Raw genomic sequence first — 19814 nt, 5'->3', positions numbered from 1 at the left:
GGGAGAGGGTCGCGGTCGTGGGCAGGTGCTGCCGGACGCCGGCCGCGGTCACGCCCTCCTGCGGTCCGGATAGGGTTCGTGACATGGCGTCTCGCAGTACTCAGATCCTGGAAGCGGCCGCCCGGGTGATCGCCCGGCGCGGGGTCCGCGGGCTCCGCGTGGAAGAACTGGCCGAAGAGGCCGGGGTGTCGACCGGCCTGATCTACTACCACTTCAAGGACCGCACCGGAATCCTGCGCCACACCCTGGAGTTCATCAACGACCGCGCCGAGCGGTACACCACCGCCCAGGGGTCGGACGAGGAACCGATGAGCTCCCGCGAGGAGCTCGACCAGGTCCTGCTCCTGGAGCTCCAGGACACCCCGGAGGTCCGGGAGAACAGCACGGCGTGGGGCGAGCTGCGGGCGAGTGCCGTCTTCGACCCCGTCCTGCGCGAGGACCTCGCCCGGGCGACGCTGGTGTGGGTGCAGGAGGTGGCCGCGCTCCTCGGCCAGGTGTACCCCATGGCGCCGGCGGCCAGGCTCGCCTCCGCCGCGGAACGGCTGACCGCCCTGCTCGAAGGTCTCAGCATGCGCTGGCTGAGCGGTGGCCTCGCGATCGACCACGCGCGCGCCCTCATGCGGGAGGCCGTCGAGGTGGAGCTGATCGGGCTGCGGCAGCCGTAGGGCCCGGCGCCGGGCGTCACCGCTTCCGCCCGGCGACCCCGCCTCCGCCCCCCGAGGCGTCCGTGGCGCGGCGGACGTGGTCCGCGCGACCCCGCGTGCCATGGGGTGATCGGTGGGTCGATCGACGGAAGTTCACGCACGCTTCATCTCTTGACTGAATTTTCAGTCAGTGTCACAGTGTGCGCATCACCGGGCTACGGGAGAAAAGGAACCACCCCCATGCCGCTGACCCCCACCGAGCGGGACCGCCTGCTGTTGTTCACCGCCGCCGAGCTCGCCCGCGCCCGCCGCGCCCGCGGGCTGCGGCTCAACGTTCCCGAAGCGACCGCGCTCATCGCGGACACCGCCTGCGAGGCGGCCCGCGACGGCCTGCGCCTGGCGGACGCCATCGACCGGGCCCGCTCCGTACTGGGCCCCGACGACGTCCTGCCCGGTGTCGTCGACGTCGTCACCGAGATCCAGGTCGAGGCCGTCTTCGACGACGGCACACGGCTCGCCGCCATCGCCGAGCCGTTCGGGGCGCGGGACCGGAACGACGGTGCCCCCGGTGCCGTACTGCCCGGTCCGGACCTCCTCGCCCCGCCGGAGCCGGCGCTGACCCTGACCGTCCGCAACACGGCCGCCGTCCCGGTCAGCGTCACCTCCCACTTCCACTTCTTCGAGGCCAATCCGCGCCTCGACTTCGACCGGGCCGCCGCCTACGGAATGCGGCTGGCCGCTCCCGCCGGCTCGTCGACCCGGTTCGACCCCGGACAGACCGTCGACGTGGGCCTGGTCCCGATCGGAGGCGCCCGCGTCGCCATCGGCTTCGCCGGACTGGTGGACGGCCCGCTGGACGCGCCCGGCGCCAGGGCCGTCGCCCTGAAGCGGGCCGCCGCCTGCGGATATCTGGGGGCCGAGCCGCTCGCGGACGCTTTCGAGGACGAAGGAGCAGGGATATGAGCAGGCCGACCAGGCACAGCGACCACGGCGACCACTGTGTCCCCGGAGTCAGCCGGCACATCGACCCGTACGAGTACGCATCGGTGCACGGCCCGCGTGCGGGTGACCGGGTGGTGCTGGGTGATTCCGGGCTGGTGGTCCGGGTGGAGTCGGACTCGCAGAAGCCGGGCGACGAGTTTCTGGCCGGATTCGGCAAGACGGCTCGTGACGGTCTTCATCTCAAGGCCGCCGCGGTCCGTGAGACCTGTGACGTCGTGATCAGCAATGTGCTGGTGATCGATGCGGTTCAGGGCATCCGGAAGGTGTCGGTCGGTATCCGCGAGGGCCGGATCCACGCGATCGGGCGCGCCGGGAACCCCGACACCCTCGACGGAGTCGACGTGGTCGTCGGCACGGGGACGACGATGATTCCGGGGGAGGGGATGATCGCCACCGCCGGTGCCGTGGACACGCATGTCCACCTGCTCTCGCCCCGGATCATGGAAGCTTCTCTCGCCAGTGGCGTCACCACGATCATCGGCCAGGAAATCGGCCCGAGTTGGGGTGTCGGCGTGAACTCGCCCTGGGCACTCCGCCATGCGTTCAACGCGTTCGATGCCTGGCCGGTGAACATCGGTTTCCTGGCGCGTGGTTCGTCGTCGGATCCCGCGCCGCTGGTGGAGGCGCTGGCCGAGGGCGGTGCCTCGGGTTTCAAGGTGCATGAGGACATGGGCGCGCACACCCGTGCTCTGGACACGGCGCTGCGGGTGGCGGAGGAGCATGATGTCCAGGTCGCGCTGCACAGTGACGGTCTGAACGAGTGTCTGTCGGTCGAGGACACCCTGCGGGTCCTGGACGGGCGCACGATCCACGCGTTCCATATCGAGGGCTGTGGCGGCGGGCATGTGCCGAACGTGCTGAAGATGGCGGGCGTGCCGAACGTGATCGGCTCCTCGACCAATCCGACGCTGCCGTTCGGGCGGGATGCGGTGGCCGAGCATTACGGCATGATCGTGTCCGTCCATGACCTGAAGACGGATCTGCCCGGTGACGCGGCGATGGCGCGGGACCGGATCCGGGCGGGGACGATGGGTGCGGAGGACGTCCTGCACGATCTGGGTGCGATCGGGATCACCTCGTCCGACGCCCAGGGCATGGGAAGGGCCGGCGAGACCGTACGCCGGACCTTCGCCATGGCGGGGAAGATGAAGGCGGAGCTGGGCCCGATGGAGGGCGACGGCGCGCACGACGACAACGCGCGTGTGCTGCGTTACATGGCGAAGCTGACCATCAACCCGGCGATCGCCCACGGCCTCGCGCACGAGATCGGCTCGATCGAGGTCGGCAAGATGGCCGACGTCGTGCTCTGGCGCCCGGAGTACTTCGGCGCCAAGCCCCAGATGGTCATCAAGAACGGCTTCCCCGCGTGGGGCGTGACCGGTGACCCCAACGCCGCCACCGACACCTGCGAACCCCTCGTCCTCGGACCACTGTTCGGAGCCCACGGCGCCACTCCCGCGGACCTCTCCGTGGCCTTCGTCAGCCGTGCCGCCGCCGAGTCCGGTTCCTTCGGCCGCCCGCACGACGCACTCGCCACCCGCCGTCGCCGGGTCGCCGTCCGCGGCACCCGCGGCATCGGGCCGGCCGACCTGCTGCTCAACTCCCGTATCGGGGACGTCCAGGTCGACGGCCGCAGCGGCCTCGTGACGCTCGACGGGGCGCCCATGCGCTCCGAGCCGGCGGACGAGGTCTCCCTGAGCCGCCTCTACTTCCTCTGACCCGCACCGAGTTTTCTCATACCCAGAGTCTTGACTGAAAATTCAGTTAGGGCCACGCTTCCTTCTCAGCGACCGAAAAGAGACCCCCGATGACCGCTTTCCGTATGCCCGCCGAGTGGTCCGAGCACGAGGGCTGTCTGATGGCCTGGCCCACCCGCGTGGATCTGTGGGACGGCGTCCTCGACGCCGTGAAGCAGGAGTACGCGGACGTCGCCCGCACCATCGCGCGCTTCGAGCCCGTCACCATGGTCGCCCCGCCCGGCTTCGGGGACGACGCCCGCACCCACTGCGGCGACACCGTCTCCGTGGTGGAACTTCCCCTCGACGACTCCTGGTTCCGGGACTCCGCGCCGCTGTTCGTCCTGGACGGCGACGGACGCCGCGCCGGAGTCGACTTCCGCTTCAACGCCTGGGGTCGCAAGCACCACCCGTACGACTCCGACGACCGGATCAGCGGCCTGCTCCTGGAGCACCTCGGCGTCGACCGCATCGCCTCCGACATGATCCTCGAAGGCGGGGCGATCACCGTCGACGGCGAGGGCACCCTCATCACCACCGAGCAGTGCCTGCTCCACCCCAACCGCAACCCGGAGTTGAGCCGCGAGCAGATCGAGGCCGAGCTGAAGGCGCAGCTCGGTGTCGAGAAGGTGATCTGGCTCCCGTACGGCGGCCTGCTCGACACCGAGACCGACGGTCACGTCGACGGTGTCTGCGCCTTCGCCGCCCCCGGGAAGGTCGTCGTCTCCCTGCCCGAGGACCCCGAGCACCCCGACCACGCCCGGATGCGGGCCAACCGTGCCGTCCTGGAGGTCTCGACCGACGCCCGGGGCCGTGCCCTGGAGATCGTCGACGTCCCCCAGACCGTGTTCGCCGAGGTCGCCGGCGTGCGCGTGGAGGTGTCGTACCTGAACTACTACGTCGCCAACGGCGGAGTCGTCGTCCCGGTCGCCGGAACCCCCCAGGACATGGCCGCCCTGGAAGTGATCGCCGGTGCCTACCCGGACCGCAAGGTCGTCGGCGTACCGGCTCCGGCGATCGCATACGGCGGCGGTGGTGTCCACTGCATCACCCAGCAGATCCCGGCGGCCGCCCGCCCCGGCGCGTAACCCCGGAAACCCTCAGCGCGTAACCCCGCGGGAAACCCTCGGTAATCCCTCCCCCGCCGTACCGAAAGAGAGCGCGACGATGAGCACCGCACCGCCCCCGCCCCGCGTCCCGAGACGTCGTCCCGTGAGGACCGTACTCGCGGCCCTCACCTCGGTCGCCGCCCTCACCGCCCTCGCGGCCTGCGCCGGCCCGCCCCGTGGCGGGGCGGACGGAACCGGTGCCTCGTTCGCGCTCTCGGCCGGCACCCCCAAGCCGAAGGGGGACATCGACTCCTTCACCTGGGCCGTCTACGCGGAGCCGCCCACCCTCGACTACACGATGGCGTTCGACTACCCGCAGAACACCATCCTCTCCAACGTCTGCGAGAGCCTGATGCGTTGGACGCCCGGGCTCACGCTCGAACCCGGACTCGCGGAGAAGGCGACCAACCCGGACCCGACCACCTGGGTGTACGACCTGCGGCGCGGCGTGCGGTTCCACAACGGCGGGACCATGACGGCGGACGACGTCGTCTTCAGCCTCGGCCGGCAGACGGATCCGAAGAACGCCGCCGCCTGGGCCCAGAACTTCCAGAACGTCGCCTCCATACGCAAGACGGGACCCCTCCAGGTCACCGTCAAGCTGAAGAAGCCCGACTCGCAGTTCCCCCAGTACATGGCGACCGCCGCCGGTGTCGTCGCCTCCAAGGCCGGGGTCACCGCGGCGGGCGCCGACTACGGCACCTCCGGCGGTCTCGCCTGCACCGGCCCGTTCGCGCTCGGCGCCTGGCAGAAGGGACAGTCGCTCGAACTGACGCGCTTCGACGGCTACCGGGGCGCCCGGGCCAAGGCCGGAAAGGTCGTCTTCCGCTTCCTCACCGACCCGTCCGCCCGGACCAACGCCATGCTCAGCGGGGACGTCGACGGCGGCTACCTCATCCCGACCGAGAGCTACGGGCGCCTCAAGGACAGCGGCGTCGGCACCCTCTACTTCGGCGAGGGCCTCAGCACCGTCAACCTCGGCATCACGAACATGAAGGGCGCACTCGGCGACGTACGTGTCCGCCGGGCGCTCTCCCTCGCCCTGGACCGCTCCGGGTTCGTGAAGGCCGGCCTCGGCGGCGCGGGGAGCGCGACCAGCTCCCTCACCACCAGGGCCGCCTGGGCGGGAGCCGCACCGGAGGTGCGCAAGGCGGCCTTCGACGGACTGCCGCCCACCACCCGGGACGTCGAGAAGGCGAGAGCGCTCGTCAAGGAGGCCGGGGCCACCGGCACGTCCCTGACCGTCGCCACCAGCTCCATCGGCCAGGACGTCTCCCTCCTCGCCACCGCGGTCCAGGCCGCCGGCAGCGAGATCGGGCTCAGGATCAACCTCAAGTCGGTCGCCCCGAACGCCTTCACCGCGCTCTTCACCGACCCCGAGGCCCGCGAGGGCATCGACATGTTCCCGCTCACCTACTACAACTCGATCACCGACCCGCTCGACCTCCTGACGAACTTCAGGACCGGCGCGTACCTCAACTTCGCCGGGTACAGCGACAAGCGGTACGACGGACTGATCGAGCAGGCCACCACCACCTACGACAAGGACCGGCGCCTGCGCGTCGAGAGCGAGCTCCAGCGGCACGCCGCCGAACAGCTGCCCTGGATCCCGGTCGCGGAGTGGCCCACCGCCCTCTTCCTCAACAAGCGGATCACCGGCGCCCCGACGACCATCGCGTACATGTACTACCCGTGGGCGGCGGACGTCGGCGCCGCGGGACCGGCCGGCGCGGGGCCGACGGACTCGAAGGCGCCGGGCTCGGGGGCCACGCCGTGAACCCCCTCGCCTTCCTGAGATTCGCCGCACGGCGGGTCGCCGAGATGGCGGCCACCCTCCTCGTCGCCTCGTTCGTCGTCTTCGGCGCCATGTACCTGGCGCCCGGCAGCCCCGCGAGCTTCCTGCTCTCCGGCCGCTCGGCCTCTCCCGAGGCGCTCGCCGCGATCAACGCCCGCTACCACCTCGACGACCCGTTCGCGGTGCGCTATCTGCGCTGGCTCGGTGACATGGTCCAGGGCGACTTCGGCCGCTCCCTCACGTACCGCACGGACGTCTCGCGGCTCCTGGCCGACCGGCTGCCCACCACCTTGCTGCTGATCACCATGGCACTGGCCGTCGTCGTCATCGTCGGACTGCTGCTGGGCCGGATCGCCGCCGTACGCGGCGGCACCACCGACTCCGCCGTCCTCGTCGCCACCGCCTTCGCGATCGGCACCCCGTCCTTCGTCGCCGCCGTGCTGCTGCAGGGCCTCTTCGCCGTCAACCTCGGCTGGTTCCCCAGCAGCGGCGCCGGCGACGGCTTCCTCGACATGGTGTGGCACCTGACCCTGCCGGCGATCGCCCTCGCGCTCTATCTGATCGGGATGCTCGCCCGCGTCACCCGCGCCGCCATGCTCGAAGCGCTGGACAGCGAACACGTCACCGTCGCCCGCAGCCGGGGCGTTCCCGAACGCCTGGTCATCCGCCGCCATGTGCTGCGCAACTCGCTCGGGACCGTGCTCACCACCGGCGGCCTGATCGTCTCCACCCTGCTGGTCTGCACGATCCTCGTGGAGACCGCCTTCAGCATCGGCGGAATCGGCCAGCTCCTCGAACTGGCCACCACGACCAAGGACTTCCCCACCGTCCAGGCCGTCTCCCTGATCATCGTCGCCCTGTTCATGGCAGTGAACCTGATCGTCGACCTCCTGCTGCCTGTGGTCGACCCCCGGATCGCCCTCGGAACGAGAGGGGCAGCCGCATGACCGCCGTCCTCACCCGGCGGCCGGGCCTCGCGAAGCTCCGCGCGGCCTCCGGCCGTTCGCCGCTGCACCTCGCCTGCCTGGCCCTCGTCGGACTCGTCGTCGCCGCGGCCCTGCTCGCCCCCTGGGTGGTGCCCCACGACCCCAACGCCGTCGACCTCGGCGGCGCGCTCGCCGGACCCTCCGCCGACCATCCGCTCGGCGCCGACGCGGCCGGCCGCGACACCCTCTCCCGGCTCCTCCTCGGCGCCCGCACCTCGCTGCTCGGTCCGCTCGGCGTCGTCGTCCTCTCCACCCTCGTGGGCGTGGCCGTCGGCACCGCCGCGGCCTGGCGAGGCGGCTGGCTCGACTCCGTCCTGTCCCGCTCCACCGAACTCGTCTTCGCCTTCCCCGGGATGCTCCTCGCGATCCTCGTCGTCTCCGTGTACGGAGAGGGCCTGCTCGCCCCCGTCGTCGCCCTGGGCGTCGCCTATCTGCCGTACGTCAGCAGGCTCACCCGCTCACTCGTCCTGGCCGAACGAGCCCGTCCGTACGTCAACGCCTACCGGGTCCAGGGCCACTCGGCGCTCCAGATCTGCCTGCGCCACATCCTGCCCAACATCGCCCCCGTCGTCCTCGCCCAGTCCACCATCAACTTCGGCTACGCCCTCATGGACCTGGCCGGCCTGTCCTTCCTCGGCCTCGGCGTGCCACCGCTCACACCCGACTGGGGCCGCATGGTCTTCGACGGCCAGACCGCCATCCAGCACGGCTACCCGCTCTCCGCGATCCTGCCGTGCGTCCTCGTCGTGCTCACCGTCGTCGCGTTCAACGTGGTCGGAGAGCGCTGGGCCGACCGCGTAGCCAGGAGAGACCGATGAGACCGCTGTCCCCACCCACCCCCGCCTCGCCGTCGCCACCGCCGTCCGCCACCCCCACGCTCGACATCCAGGGCCTGCGGCTCACCCTCCCCGGCAGCGCCCGGCCCGTCCTCGACGGCGTGGACCTCACCGTCGGCCCGGGCGAGACCGTCGCCCTCGTCGGCGAGTCCGGCTCCGGAAAGTCCCTCACGTCACGCAGCGCCCTGGGCCTGCTGCCGCCCGGCGCCACCATCGAGGGCACCGTCCTGGTCGAGGGCCGCGACGTCCTCACCATGGCCGCGGACCGGCTGCGCGCCCTGCGCGCGGGCACCGTCGCCATGATCTTCCAGGACCCGCGGGCCGCGCTCAACCCACTGCGCCGCATCGGCGACTTCCTCACCGAGGCCGTCCGGTCCGCGGGGACCATGGACGAATCCGGCGCCAGGGACCGGGCCGCGGAACTCCTCGCGGCCGTCGGGCTGGACGACACCGCCCTGCCGAAGTACCCGAGTCAGGTGTCCGGCGGCATGCTGCAACGGGTGGTGATCGCCGCGGCGCTCATGGGCGATCCCGCGCTCCTCCTCGCCGACGAACCGACCACGGCGCTCGACGTCACCACCCAGGCCGAGGTCATCGCCGTCCTCGCCCGACTGCGCGCGAGCTTCCGCACCGGGCTGCTGTTCGTCACCCACGACCTCGACCTGGCGGCGGCGATCAGCGACCGCGTGTACGTCATGTACGCCGGGCGGATCGCCGAGACAGGCCCCGCCGACGTGCTCTTCGAGGGTCCCCGACACCCGTACACCGCGGCCCTGCTGGCCTCCACACCCCGGCTCACCACCCCCGGCGGCAGACTCTCCGCCATCCCCGGACAGCCGCCCGACCTGCGCACCCCGCTGACCGGCTGCGCCTTCGCCGCCCGCTGCCCCCTCGCGACCGAGATCTGCCGGCAGGCGGCACCGGAACCGCTGCGGGCACCCGGCCGGCCCGAACATCTCGCCGCGTGCCACCACAGCGACCGGCTCGCGGAGAAGGGAGCGGTCGTCGATGCCTGAGCTCCTGCCCGAACCCGTCCTGCCCGGACCTCTCCCGCCCGAACCCCTTCTGCAGGTCGTCGACCTGAGCCGCGCCTTCGGCACCGTACGGGCCGTGGACAGTGTGTCGTTCACCCTCCCCGAAGGCGGCTCGCTCGGCATCGTCGGCGGCTCCGGCTCCGGCAAGACCACCATCGCCCGCATCGTCGTCGGTCTGGAGCGCGCCGACGAGGGAGAGGTACGGATCCGGGGCCAGGCCCGCCCCGCCCGGGCACGCGGACGGGCCCAGCGCCTGGCCAGGGCTCGCGAGGTGCAGATGGTCTTCCAGGACCCGTATCTCTCCCTCGACCCCAGGACCAGCGTCGATCAGGTCCTCCGCGAGACGCTGCGACTGCACTTCCCCGACCGTGATCCCGAGCCCCGCATCCGCGAACTCCTCGACCAGGTCGGCCTCGGCGGCCGGGCCGCCGAAGCGCTGCCCCGGCACCTCTCCGGCGGCCAGCGCCAGCGCGTCGCCATCGCCCGCGCACTCGCCGTGGAACCCGCCGTCCTCGTCCTGGACGAGGCGGTCGCCGCCCTCGACGTGTCCGTACAGGCGCAGATCCTCAACCTGCTCGCCGACATCCGCGAACAGACCCCGATCGGCTACCTCTTCATCACCCACGACCTCGGCGTGGTCCGGTGCGTCACCGACGAGGTCCTCGTCATGCGCCACGGCAGCGTCGTCGAGGCCGGCGCCACCGCGCAGGTGCTCGCCGCGCCGCAACACCCGTACACCCGGCTCCTCCTGGACTCCGTCCCGCACCCCGGCTGGAACCCGGACCGGATCGCGGCGGCCCGCCAGGAGCTGTCGTCCCCGTAGGCACCCCCACACAGGAGGCAGAAATGACCCGAGGCCTGAACAGACGAGGATTCCTCGTCGCCGCCGGAGCGACCGCCGCCGGCGCCGCCCTCGCCACGACGACCCAGGGCAGGGCCCGCGCCACCGCGGGCACCTTCCGGGTCCCGGTCGAGGACGTCCGCCACACCCGCACCTGGATGGCATGGCCGGACAGCACCTCGATCTGGGGCGGCAAGCTGAGCGGCGTACAGGCGGACATCGCCCTGATCGCCCGGACGATCGCGAAGTACGAACCGGTCGTCATGTGCGCCAACTCCGGCAGCGCCGCCAAGGCCCGCTCGATGTGCGGCTCCACGGTCACTGTCATCGGCTCCATCCCCGTCGACGACTGCTGGATGCGCGACAGCGGCGCCGTCTTCCGTACGGACGGGGCCGGCGGCCTGGACGCCGTGGGCCTCAACTTCAACGGCTGGGGCAACAAGCAGGCCCACGCCAAGGACGCCCTCGTCGCCGAACGGATCGCCGCCTACGTGGGCGTCCCGTTCACCTCCGCCGACCTGGTCGGCGAGGGCGGCGCCATCGAGCAGGACGGCGCCGGCACCCTGATGGCCACCCGCAGCAGCCTCGTGAACCGCAACCGTAACCCCGGGATGTCGGAGCGGCAGCTGACCTCGGCGATGTGCGAGGCGTACGGCGCGTCCAAGGTCATCTGGTTCGACGGGGTCCGGGGCCAGGACATCACCGACGACCACGTCGACGCCACGTCCCGCTTCCTCGCCCCCGGGGAGGCGCTCGTCCAGATGCCCCTCTCCACCGACACCGACGCCTACGCCCGCGACGCGCGCCAGCAGTTCAGCATCCTGTCGGCCTCGACGACGGCCACGGGCAGCCCGATGGACGTCATGCGCCTCCAGGGCCCGGACTACGAGAAGATCCGCTCCACCAGCCGGGACTTCCTCGCCTCCTACGCCAACTACTACCTCTGCAACGGCGCCGTCATCAGTGCCCACTTCGGCGACACCCGTGCGGACCAGGCGGCCAGGGCGACCCTGGCCCGTCTCTATCCGGACCGCGTCATCGAGCAGCTGAACATCGACCGCCTCGGCACGGGCGGCGGCGGCATCCACTGCGTCACCCAGCAGCAGCCCGCCGCCTGACCCCGCCCCGGTCAGCGTGCGACGGCGTAGACGATCAGGTTGTCCACGGGATGGCCGGCCGTGTCGAACGCGCCGTCGCACGTGATCAGTCGCAAGGCGCGTCCCTCGGCGGCTCCGTAGACCCTCTCCGTGGGAAAGGCGTTCTTCGCGACGGTCTCGGTGCCGGTGACCGTGAAGCGGACGGTGCCGCCGTCGCTGTCGCGTACGTCGACCGTCGCGCCCTCGCGGATCCGCTTGAGGTCGTGGAAGACGGCTTCGCCGAAGCGGGTGTCGTTGTGGCCGATGATCACCGCGGCGCCGGGCTCTCCCGGCCGGGGGTTCCCGGTGTACCAGCCGGCCGTCATCCCCTTGTCCGCCGGCGGCACTTCGACGGTGCCGTCCTGATTCAGGCCGAGCGTCATCAGATCGCCGTCGATGCCGAGGGACGGTATGGACACACGAGCGGGGACCGTCTTCGTGTCCTCGACCCGGTTCGGGGCCGGATCGCCGGCGGGAGTGCGTGACGCCGTCGCCGCCGGGGGCGATCCGGTGTTCGTGGTGCCGCTCGTGTCGCCCTCGGCGCCGTCGGTCGCGCATGCGCCGGCGGTCGTGGTCAGGACGACACACAGCAGCAGGGGCCGGGCATACGTCCGCCAGGTGCGGACACGCCGGCCGGTCGTGCGGGTCATGGGGGCTCCCCGGGCACGGAGCCGTGGTGCCGCCGGGTTCGGCGACACCACGACTCATCGGTCAGTCGTTGCGGTGGACGGCGCCTCGGCGGCGCAGCATGACGGTGCCGGCACCCGCGAGGATCGCCGCGCCCGCGACCGACCCGGCGAGGGCGGTCGTGCTGTCCCCGCTCCGGACGACGGGGCGCTCGCCTGCGGCGACACCGCCACGCGGCGCCGCCACCTCACCCGGGGTCCGGTCGGGGACGGGACTCGGCTGGGCGGCCGCCCGCTCCCCGGCGGCGACACCGCCACGCGGCGCCGCCACCTCACCCGGGGTCCGGTCGGGGACGGGGCTCGGCCGGCTGTCCGCCGTGCCGCGCCCCTTCTCCGACGATGTCGGGGACGGGACGGGCTGCGGCGTGCCGGAGCTCGCGTCGGGGGTGGTGTCGGCGGCCGCCGCGGGGCGGACGGCCGACTCCGACGGTGCGGCGGACGGACCGTCGGACGCGAACGCCGAGGTCGAGGGCAGGAGCACCCCGCCGATCACGGCGGTGGTGAAGGCTGCGGCGCGCAGGCCGCGACTGCGTCGGGACGGGCGGCGGTGGGACGGCATGGCTGTGGCTCCCCTTCGATACGGAACGGCCGGCGCCCGCGCCTTGACTCGCCCGGGCGCCCGGTGATCGCCATGCTCACGGAGACTTGTCAGAAAGCTGTCAGCAGCCTGTGGCCTTGCTGTCAGAGCTTCGCGACCCGGCCCGCGTCCTCGCGCACGGCCGCCGGAAGGCGCAGCGTGAAGGTCGAGCCGACGCCCACGGCCGAGGCGGCGGTGGCCGAACCGCCGTGTGCCTCGGCGAGTTTGCGCACGATCGAGAGGCCCAGACCGCTGCCGCCGGTACGCCGGTTGCGGGACCTCTCCGCCCGCCAGAACCGGTCGAAGACGTGGGGCAGATCGTCGGCGGCGATCCCGCTGCCCGTGTCGGCGACCTCCACGACGACGTCGGTCAGCGGCCCGCCGTCGACGCCCTCGCCATGGGCGCGCAGCTCGACGCGTCCGCCGCGCGGGGTGTGGCGTACGGCGTTCGAGACCAGGTTGCCGACGGCCTGCCGCAGCCTTACGGGGTCCGCGGTCAGCGCGGGCGGGGGCTGGGGCGCCCCGACGCTCAGGATGACACCGGCGCGCTCGGCCTCGGCCTGGTGCGCGGCGGCGACCTGGCCGAGGAGGTCCGTCACATTGACCGGCTCCGGGTGCAGACGCAGCGCGCCGGCGTCCGCCTGCGCGAGATCCTGGAGGTCGTCGATGATGTGCTGAAGCTGTACGGCCTCCTCCAGCAGCGAGGCGATCAGCGCCGGATCGGTGTCGGCCAGACCGTCCTGAGCGGCCTCCAGCCAGCCGCGGATATTGCTCAGCGGGGTACGCAGTTCATGCGCGACGTCGCTGACCATCGCCTTGCGCTGCGCCTCCAGACGGGCCCGGTGCTCGGCCAACTCGTAGAAGGCCGCGGCCAGCTGACCGATCTCGTTGTCGGCGTGCACCGCGATGGGAGCGGTCTCGACGCCTTCCTTCATGCGCTGTGCCGCGCCGGTCAGCGCGCGCAGCGGGCGGACGAGACGGCGTCCGGTGAGGATCGAGACGCCGATGGTGAGGGCGAGGACGAGCGCCGCCGCGCCGGCGATGCGGGCGGTGCTCGTCGCGGACAGGTCGAAGCCGGGGACGTTGCCCCGGTCGGGGTCGCCGATGAACAGCAGCGCCGGCTGGGCGACGTACGAGCTCAGTTGCTCGCGCCGCGCCGTGGCCACGCAGGAGCCCACGGCCTGGTCGGCCGCCCTGTCGACCTCCTTCGGTACGGGCATGGGCCTGGCCGTGGCGACGGGGCCGGGCCGCAGGCCGCTGTGCCAGGTCAGGTCCGGGTTCAGCGTGATGGCGGGACGGTTCTGGCGGCTCAGGCAGGCGTTGGTCAGTTTGGTCAGCGTTTCGAGGGCCGTGGCTTCCGTCTTCGTGGCGGCGTCGAGGTCGTCGGTGGAGCAGTCGTCCACGGCGACACGGTCGGCGGGGGCGTCGCCGCGGTCGATGCGCGGGCGCCCCGACGGGCTCTCCGTCACCTCGACGTTCTGGCCGAGCCGGCTCAGGCACGCCACGACGCGATCCGCCTCGCCCCGCAGTTCACGACGCTCCGAAGCCGGCAGACGGAAGGGGCCGACGGCCCGCGCGTCGATACGGTCCGTCGCGCTCGATCCGCTGTCCTTGGACAGCGCACTGTCCAAGGACAGCGGATCGACGACCGCCGACGGCCGGTTGGGCAGCTGCGGGCCCGCGCTGCCGGCCGAGTCGGCGAGGGGCTCGCGGGACTGGGTGGTGACGGCTATGCGGCGGCCGAACCGGGAGGCCAGGTCCTTGACCGTGCCGTCCACGCCTTCCCATCGGGGGTGGGTGGCCGCGTACCCGAGCAGGGCGTCGTAGATGCGCGCGTCGTCCGCCAGGGCCTGGCCCTGTTCCTGTTCGAGGGCTCCCGAGGTGGTCTGGGAGGCGAGCCATGTCGTCGCGGCGACGGAACAGGCCGCGACCAGCGCGAAGACACCGAGGAAGCGGCCGAGCAGGCTCTTGCGCAAGGGCAGCCGCGAGCGCGCCGTGCGGCTACGACGTCGCACGCCGCGTGCCCTTCGCCGGATCGGTCAGCTTGTAGCCGACGCCGAAGACGGTGAGCAGACGGGCCGGGGTGCGCGGTTCGGGTTCGATCTTCTTGCGCAGGTTCATGATGTGCATGTCCACGGTGCGATCGCTGACGTAGCGGTCGAAGCCGTGCAGCTTCTCCAGGAGCCGCGGCCGGGTGAAGACACGGTCCGGTTCGGCGGCCATGGCGGCGATGACCTGGAACTCCCCGGGCGTGCACTCCACGGGTGTCCCGTCGACGGTCACCTCGTGCCGGTCGGCGTCGACCCGCAGCGCGCCCACGGAGAGAACCCGGCCGTTGTCGGCGGCGGGTGTGCCCGCCCGGCCGGTGCGGCGCAGCAGCGTGCGGACACGCGCCATCAGTTCGCGCGGGCTGTACGGCTTGGTCATGTAGTCGTCGGCGCCGAGGTCGAGCCCGAGCAGCAGATCGTCCTCGGTGGACCGGGCGGTCAGCATCAGCACCGGCAGCTCCCGCGCCTCGCCGCGCAGGACCCGTACGACATCGAGCCCGTCGGTGCGCGGCATCATGACATCGAGGATCAGCAGATCGGGCTCGCACTCCCGCACCCGGTCCAGCGCCGCCCGCCCGTCGCACACGACGGTGACCGAGTGGCCCTCCCGCTCGAGATAGCGCCGCACCAGCTCGGCCTGCTTCTCGTCGTCCTCCGCGACCATCACCTCAGCACACACGCGGCCGATCGTAGGCGATGGGTACGGGCGGGAGTTCCGGGCCGCCCGTCGCCCGATGAGGTCGTCGAGGTGGTGAGGTCGGCGCCGCGGGGATCCGACGGCCGGGTCCCGGCGGCTACCGGTCGATCAGCGGCAGCACGGTGAAGGGGCGGTCCTGCCAGATCCGGCGGGAGGCTTCCTCCGGGTAGGCGGTGACGGCTTGACCGGTGTCGAAGACCCGCACGAGTCGCCGCTCGGTGTCGTACGCGGGCCAGCCCGGGTCGCCGTGGGCGGCGAACGACGTCCACGCGGCACGCATACGGGCGGACAGCTCCTCCGCCTCCGGGGAGGGCGCTTCACCGATCAGCACGGCGGGCTGGCCGCGGTCCAGATTGCCGAAGACCAGAGGTACGTCGAGACCGTGACAGGCACCGAGGGCGCCGCCCATGCCCGGGGCGTCCCAGGCCAGCTCGTAGACGTGCGTGCGGCCGCCGGCCGACGCCTGGGCCTGGGCGAGGTGGAGCGACGGCATGCGGAACAGCCAGTCGGAATGGACCAGTTCGTACAACGCCTCCGGGCCCGCGGCCGGAAAGGCGTCGCGATACCGGCGAGCGCCGTCCGAAGCCGGGGCGAGGGCCCGGAGGGCGTCCTCCGCCTGATCCTCGCTCACCTCGCCGAGCAGACCGGTGATCGCGGTGAACAGGCGGTGCTCGTCGCGGGTGTGGCCGACGAGGAGGTCGACGTCACGGCCGGCGCCGCCGGACAGGGCCTGCCACGGTGTGACGGGCAGGACGTCGCCGTCGACCACCGGCGACACGGGGATCGCCCGGTACGCGGGACGGCCCCAGCGCTCCGCCCACCGGTCCATCGTGGCGCCGACCGCGTCGGCCGCGGCGGGCAGTCGGTGCGGGGGAACACCGGACAGGTCGCTCACCGTGGGCCGCAGCCCCAGTTCGGCGGCGCAGGCCGTGGTGATGTCCGAGGCGAGCTCAGGTGAGAAGAAGGTGCCCTGCACGCTCTGCGCGACGGCCCGGCGGAAGAGCCCGGCCGCCCGGTCCATCGCCAGCAGGGCGGCGACCGATCCGCCACCCGCCGACTGGCCGAACACCGTGACCCGCTCGGGGTCGCCGCCGAAGGCCCGGATGTTGTCGCGCACCCATTCCAGCGCGGCGACCTGGTCGAGCAGCCCTCGGTTGGGCGGAGCGCCCTCGATTTGCCCGAAGCCCTCGATGCCGACACGGTAGTTGAACGTCACCACGACGACGTCGCCGTCCCGAGCGAGCCGGGCCCCGTCGTACTCGGGGAGGCCGGACATGCCGAACACGTAGGCGCCGCCCTGGATCCAGACCATCACCGGCAGCCCCGCGCCCGGGGTCGGTTCGGGCGACCAGACGTTGACCGTCAGCCAGTCGTCACCGGGTGCGTCCTGCGACAGCGCGTCCATGCCGAAGTGCCCGGCCTGCGGGGGCGGCGGACCGTACGAGACGGCCTCGCGCACCTCGCTCCAGCCCCGTACGGGCCGCGGTGCGGCGAAGCGCAGCGCGCCGACCGGGGGCTCGGCGAAGGGGATGCCCCGAAAGACCGCCACTCCCGCCTCACGGACGCCTCGCACCGCCCCGGCCACTGTACGGACCTCGGGCCGGGCTCCCGAGGAATCGGACGACTCGGACGCGGCAACGGTCATCACGACTTCTCTCCCGGAGGGGCAAGGGGCTCGCAGCGAGCGCGGTCCCTTCGCATGATCCGCCGCGTCCGGATGTCCCGCCAGTCATTAAAGGAGGATCCGGACCGCCCTCGCCGGAGCGGAGCCCGACGGCGCGATCGGTCGTCCGCTCCGGGCGTTCACGCGCGACGTCGTCCGGCCCGATCACACGTCGACCGACGCCCGGGCTCTCTACACTCGGTCATGTGCCTGACAGGCACGGCACCACTCCCACGGACGGCACCACACCTCGAAGGGGGCGATCAGCGCATGACCAAGCCTGAGAGCGCGGGGCACGACGACTACGACGTCGTCATCAGCGGAGCCAGCCTCGCCGGCAGCGCCGCGGCGATCCTGCTGGCTCGACGGGGTGTCCGCGTCGCACTGCTGGAACGCCGCTCGGACCCCGAGGCGTACAAGGTGCTGTGCACCCACTCCCTCACGGCCAACGCCTATCCGGTGCTGGACGAACTCGGCCTCGTCCCCGCTCTGGAGAAGGCGGGTGCCGTGCGCAACGAGGCCCGCTGGTACACCCGTTGGGGATGGATCGAGCCGAGGGCCGCGCCGGGAGGCCCCGAGCTTCCGTACGCCTACAACGTCCGGCGCAGCACCCTCGATCCGTTGATCAGGTCCCTTGCGGCCGGAACCCCTGGCGTCGATCTGCTCCTCGGGCACCGGGTGACCGGGCTGGTCCAGGAAGCCGGGCGGACGGTGGGAGTGCGCGCGTCGACACCACAGGGCGAGCGTGAGATCCGGGCCCGCCTGGTGGTCGGCGCCGACGGCAAGGAATCGGCGGTGGCGAAGCTCGCCCGGGTACCTGCCCGGGAGTACGAGAACGGGCGGTTCGGCTATCTCGCGCACTTCCGCGACCTTCCGCTGCGCGGCGGGATCGCCCACGCCTGGTTCCTCGAACCCGACATGGCGTACGCGTTCCCGAACGACGACGGGGTGACGGTCCTCGCGGTGCTCCCGGACAAGAAGCGGCTGCCGGCCTTCCGGGAAGACCTGGAGGGCAGCTTCCTCGACTTCGTCCGCGCCCTGCCCGACGCGCCGCCCATCGATTCCGCCGAACGCGTCACGAAGATCATCGGTTCGGTCGACTACCCGCTGCACACCCGCAAGCCGACCGCACCGGGCGTCGCCCTCATCGGCGACGCCGCCCTGACCGGAGACCCTCTGTGGGGGGTGGGATGCGGGTGGGCCCTGCAGTCCGCGCAATGGCTGGCGGATGCGGTCGCCTCGGCCGCGACCGGCCGGGGGGACCTCGACAAGTCGCTCGCGGTGTACGCCCGCCGGCACCGACGCCTGCTCGGCCACCAGTACCTGGCCGCCGACTTCGCCAAGACCCGTCCGTTCAATCCCCTGGAGCGGCTGATGTTCTCGGCGGCGGCGCGCGATGAATCGCTGGCGCGGCACATGCATCTCTTCGCATCCCGCCTGATAGGTCCCCTGCGATTCCTGAACCCCATGGCGGTGGCCAAGGCTTCGGCCGTCAACCTCAAGCACCGCGCGGCGGCCGCCCCACCCACCCGCTGACGCCTCGGAAGTCCAAGATTCGAGCGGGCTTGTCCATGGGCCTGTCGGGCATGCGGCCCCAGTCTGGCCGCATGCCCCCAAGCGACCTTGTTCCGCCCACTCGTCGTACCGTGATGAAGGCCGCCGCCCTGGTCGCCGCTCTCGCCGGCGGCCTCCCGACGGAGGCCGCTCGCGCGGCTCGAATGAACCCCGGGCCTGCGCGGTCTCCCCGGGGCCCGAACGGGCCCCGGGGCTTCGCCACTGCGGGGTCGAGCAGGGGATCTCGACCGCCGACTACAGCCAGTCGCGCTTTTTGAAGATCACGTACAGGCTGACGCAGACCACCGCCATCAGCACGATCGCGAACGGATACCCGCCCGCCCAGTGCAGCTCCGGCATGGAGTCGAAGTTCATGCCGTAGATGGTGCCGACCAGGGTGGGGGCGAAGAGGATGGCCGCCCACGAGGAGATCTTCTTGATCTCCTCGTTCTGTTCGAAGCCCGCCTCCGCCAGTGCTCGCATCTCGGCGTTCTGTTGCTGTGTCACCAAGGTCGCGTTCACCGTCAGGATCTCCGTCAGGGCCTGGCGGAAGCCGTCCACGCGCTCGCTGGTGTGGGTGACGTGGTCGGCCACGTCGCGGAGGTAGCGCTGGAGTTCCTCGTCCGTGCCGTACTTGGCGAAGCCCGCCATCAGGCCGTGCAGCATGCCGACGAGGGGGCGGGTTGCGCGTTGGAACTCGACCATTTCCCGGGAGAGTTCGTAGATGCGGCGGGAGACCGCCGGGTCGCCGCCGAAGACCTCGGTCTCGATCTCGTCGATGTCGTTCTGGACGCCCGCGACCACCGGGGCGTAGCCGTCGACCACCGCGTCGAGGATCGCGTACAGGACCGCCTCCGGGCCCAGCGCCAGGAGGTCGGGGTCCTCCTCCATGCGGTGGCGGACCGCCGAGAGGTCAGGGGCCGCGCCGTGGCGGACCGTGATCACGAAGTCCCGGCCCACGAAGACATGCAGTTCGCCGAAGTCCACCTCCTCCTGGGCGTCCAGGTAGCGCGCCGCGCGGAGCACGACGAAGAGAGTGTCGCCGTAACGTTCCAGCTTCGGGCGCTGGTGCGCCTCCAGGGCGTCCTCCACCGCCAGCTCGTGCAGGTCGAACTCGCCCGCCAGTGAATGGAGTTCGGACTCCGTCGGGCGGTGCAGGCCGATCCAGGCCATGCCGTCCGGGTACTCGCGCAGCCGGCGGAACGTCTCGGCCAGCGTGGCGGGGGAGGCGACCCGGCGGCCGTCTCGATAGAGGGTCGCCTGGACCACGCTCGGCCGGTCGGCGGGTCCGGACTCGGGCCCGGTCGGCTGCGGCTCCGGCGGCGTGGCCGGCGGCTCCGGCTGGCGGCGCCAGGCTGCGCGAGGGCGGCGCTCCGACATCGTGGGGTCCCTCTCCGTGTTCATGATCGGGTCCAGGGTCTCCGGGCAGGATATATGCGGCGCATTGCCGCAGCGCGTCGGCACCCGGCG

General features: G+C 72.0%; 17 protein-coding genes. 11 read left to right on the top strand and 6 right to left on the bottom strand.

Going from position 1 to position 19814, the window contains the following annotated elements; all coding sequences use genetic code 11:
* Nucleotides 1–83 precede the first annotated feature (83 nt).
* From ACFQ7Q_RS03920 to ACFQ7Q_RS03875, 10 genes are all read left to right on the top strand, one after another.
* A complete protein-coding gene (locus ACFQ7Q_RS03920; protein ID WP_383549455.1) occupies nt 84–665 on the top strand; it encodes a TetR/AcrR family transcriptional regulator in 582 nt (193 codons plus the stop codon).
* Nucleotides 666–884: 219 nt separating this feature from the next.
* Nucleotides 885–1607: an urease subunit gamma gene (gene ureA / locus ACFQ7Q_RS03915; RefSeq protein WP_383549452.1), complete on the top strand. Its 723-nt coding sequence runs from the start codon at nt 885–887 to the stop codon at nt 1605–1607.
* Nucleotides 1604–3364 carry an urease subunit alpha gene (locus tag ACFQ7Q_RS03910; protein ID WP_383549449.1) on the top strand — a complete coding sequence of 587 codons (1761 nt, stop codon included), beginning with the start codon at nt 1604–1606 and terminating at the stop codon, nt 3362–3364. The genes ureA and ACFQ7Q_RS03910 overlap by 4 nt, the downstream gene beginning before the upstream one ends.
* A gap of 89 nt (nt 3365–3453) precedes the next feature.
* Nucleotides 3454–4470 (top strand): agmatine/peptidylarginine deiminase, encoded by a 1017-nt coding sequence (locus ACFQ7Q_RS03905; protein ID WP_383549446.1) that lies wholly within the window; start codon nt 3454–3456, stop codon nt 4468–4470.
* Between the two features lie 124 nt (nt 4471–4594).
* On the top strand, nt 4595–6268 hold the full coding sequence (locus ACFQ7Q_RS03900; protein WP_383549443.1) for an ABC transporter substrate-binding protein: 1674 nt from the start codon (nt 4595–4597) through the stop codon (nt 6266–6268).
* A complete protein-coding gene (locus tag ACFQ7Q_RS03895; protein ID WP_383549440.1) occupies nt 6265–7233 on the top strand; it encodes an ABC transporter permease in 969 nt (322 codons plus the stop codon). The genes ACFQ7Q_RS03900 and ACFQ7Q_RS03895 overlap by 4 nt, the downstream gene beginning before the upstream one ends.
* A complete protein-coding gene (locus tag ACFQ7Q_RS03890; RefSeq protein WP_383549437.1) occupies nt 7230–8090 on the top strand; it encodes an ABC transporter permease in 861 nt (286 codons plus the stop codon). Before ACFQ7Q_RS03895 ends, ACFQ7Q_RS03890 begins: the two co-directional genes overlap by 4 nt.
* Complete coding sequence (locus ACFQ7Q_RS03885; protein ID WP_383549434.1) at nt 8087–9124, top strand: ABC transporter ATP-binding protein; 1038 nt, start codon at nt 8087–8089, stop codon at nt 9122–9124. Before ACFQ7Q_RS03890 ends, ACFQ7Q_RS03885 begins: the two co-directional genes overlap by 4 nt.
* Complete coding sequence (locus ACFQ7Q_RS03880) at nt 9117–9965, top strand: ABC transporter ATP-binding protein (protein ID WP_383549431.1); 849 nt, start codon at nt 9117–9119, stop codon at nt 9963–9965. The genes ACFQ7Q_RS03885 and ACFQ7Q_RS03880 overlap by 8 nt, the downstream gene beginning before the upstream one ends.
* A 23-nt stretch (nt 9966–9988) precedes the next feature.
* Nucleotides 9989–11101, top strand: coding sequence for an agmatine/peptidylarginine deiminase (locus ACFQ7Q_RS03875; protein ID WP_383549427.1), 1113 nt, complete (start codon nt 9989–9991; stop codon nt 11099–11101).
* A gap of 11 nt (nt 11102–11112) precedes the next feature.
* Here ACFQ7Q_RS03875 and ACFQ7Q_RS03870 read toward each other — a convergent pair whose 3' ends face one another.
* The 5 genes from ACFQ7Q_RS03870 to ACFQ7Q_RS03850 form a co-directional block, all read right to left on the bottom strand.
* Entirely contained in the window at nt 11113–11769 is a 657-nt protein-coding gene (locus ACFQ7Q_RS03870; RefSeq protein WP_383549424.1) for a class F sortase, read from the bottom strand.
* Between the two features lie 61 nt (nt 11770–11830).
* On the bottom strand, nt 11831–12364 hold the full coding sequence (locus ACFQ7Q_RS03865) for a hypothetical protein (RefSeq protein ID WP_383549422.1): 534 nt from the start codon (nt 12362–12364) through the stop codon (nt 11831–11833).
* Nucleotides 12365–12486: 122 nt separating this feature from the next.
* Nucleotides 12487–14397, bottom strand: a complete 1911-nt coding sequence (locus ACFQ7Q_RS03860) for a sensor histidine kinase (protein WP_383549419.1) — start codon at nt 14395–14397, stop codon at nt 12487–12489.
* Nucleotides 14384–15109, bottom strand: coding sequence for a response regulator transcription factor (locus ACFQ7Q_RS03855; protein ID WP_383549417.1), 726 nt, complete (start codon nt 15107–15109; stop codon nt 14384–14386). Before ACFQ7Q_RS03855 ends, ACFQ7Q_RS03860 begins: the two co-directional genes overlap by 14 nt.
* A 115-nt stretch (nt 15110–15224) precedes the next feature.
* Entirely contained in the window at nt 15225–16772 is a 1548-nt protein-coding gene (locus tag ACFQ7Q_RS03850) for a carboxylesterase/lipase family protein (protein ID WP_383549414.1), read from the bottom strand.
* 288 nt (nt 16773–17060) lie between these two features.
* On the opposite strand from ACFQ7Q_RS03850, the gene ACFQ7Q_RS03845 reads away from it, so the two are divergent.
* Nucleotides 17061–18326, top strand: coding sequence for an NAD(P)/FAD-dependent oxidoreductase (locus tag ACFQ7Q_RS03845; RefSeq protein ID WP_383549411.1), 1266 nt, complete (start codon nt 17061–17063; stop codon nt 18324–18326).
* 273 nt (nt 18327–18599) lie between these two features.
* On the opposite strand, the gene ACFQ7Q_RS03840 is transcribed toward ACFQ7Q_RS03845, so the two are convergent.
* Nucleotides 18600–19724: a magnesium and cobalt transport protein CorA gene (locus ACFQ7Q_RS03840; RefSeq protein ID WP_383549559.1), complete on the bottom strand. Its 1125-nt coding sequence runs from the start codon at nt 19722–19724 to the stop codon at nt 18600–18602.
* Between the last annotated feature and the right edge of the window lie 90 nt (nt 19725–19814).

The sequence above is a fragment of the Streptomyces sp. NPDC056527 genome (assembly GCF_042794475.1).
GTDB lineage: Bacteria > Actinomycetota > Actinomycetes > Streptomycetales > Streptomycetaceae > Streptomyces.
This window is presented reverse-complemented; position numbering and strand designations above follow the sequence as displayed.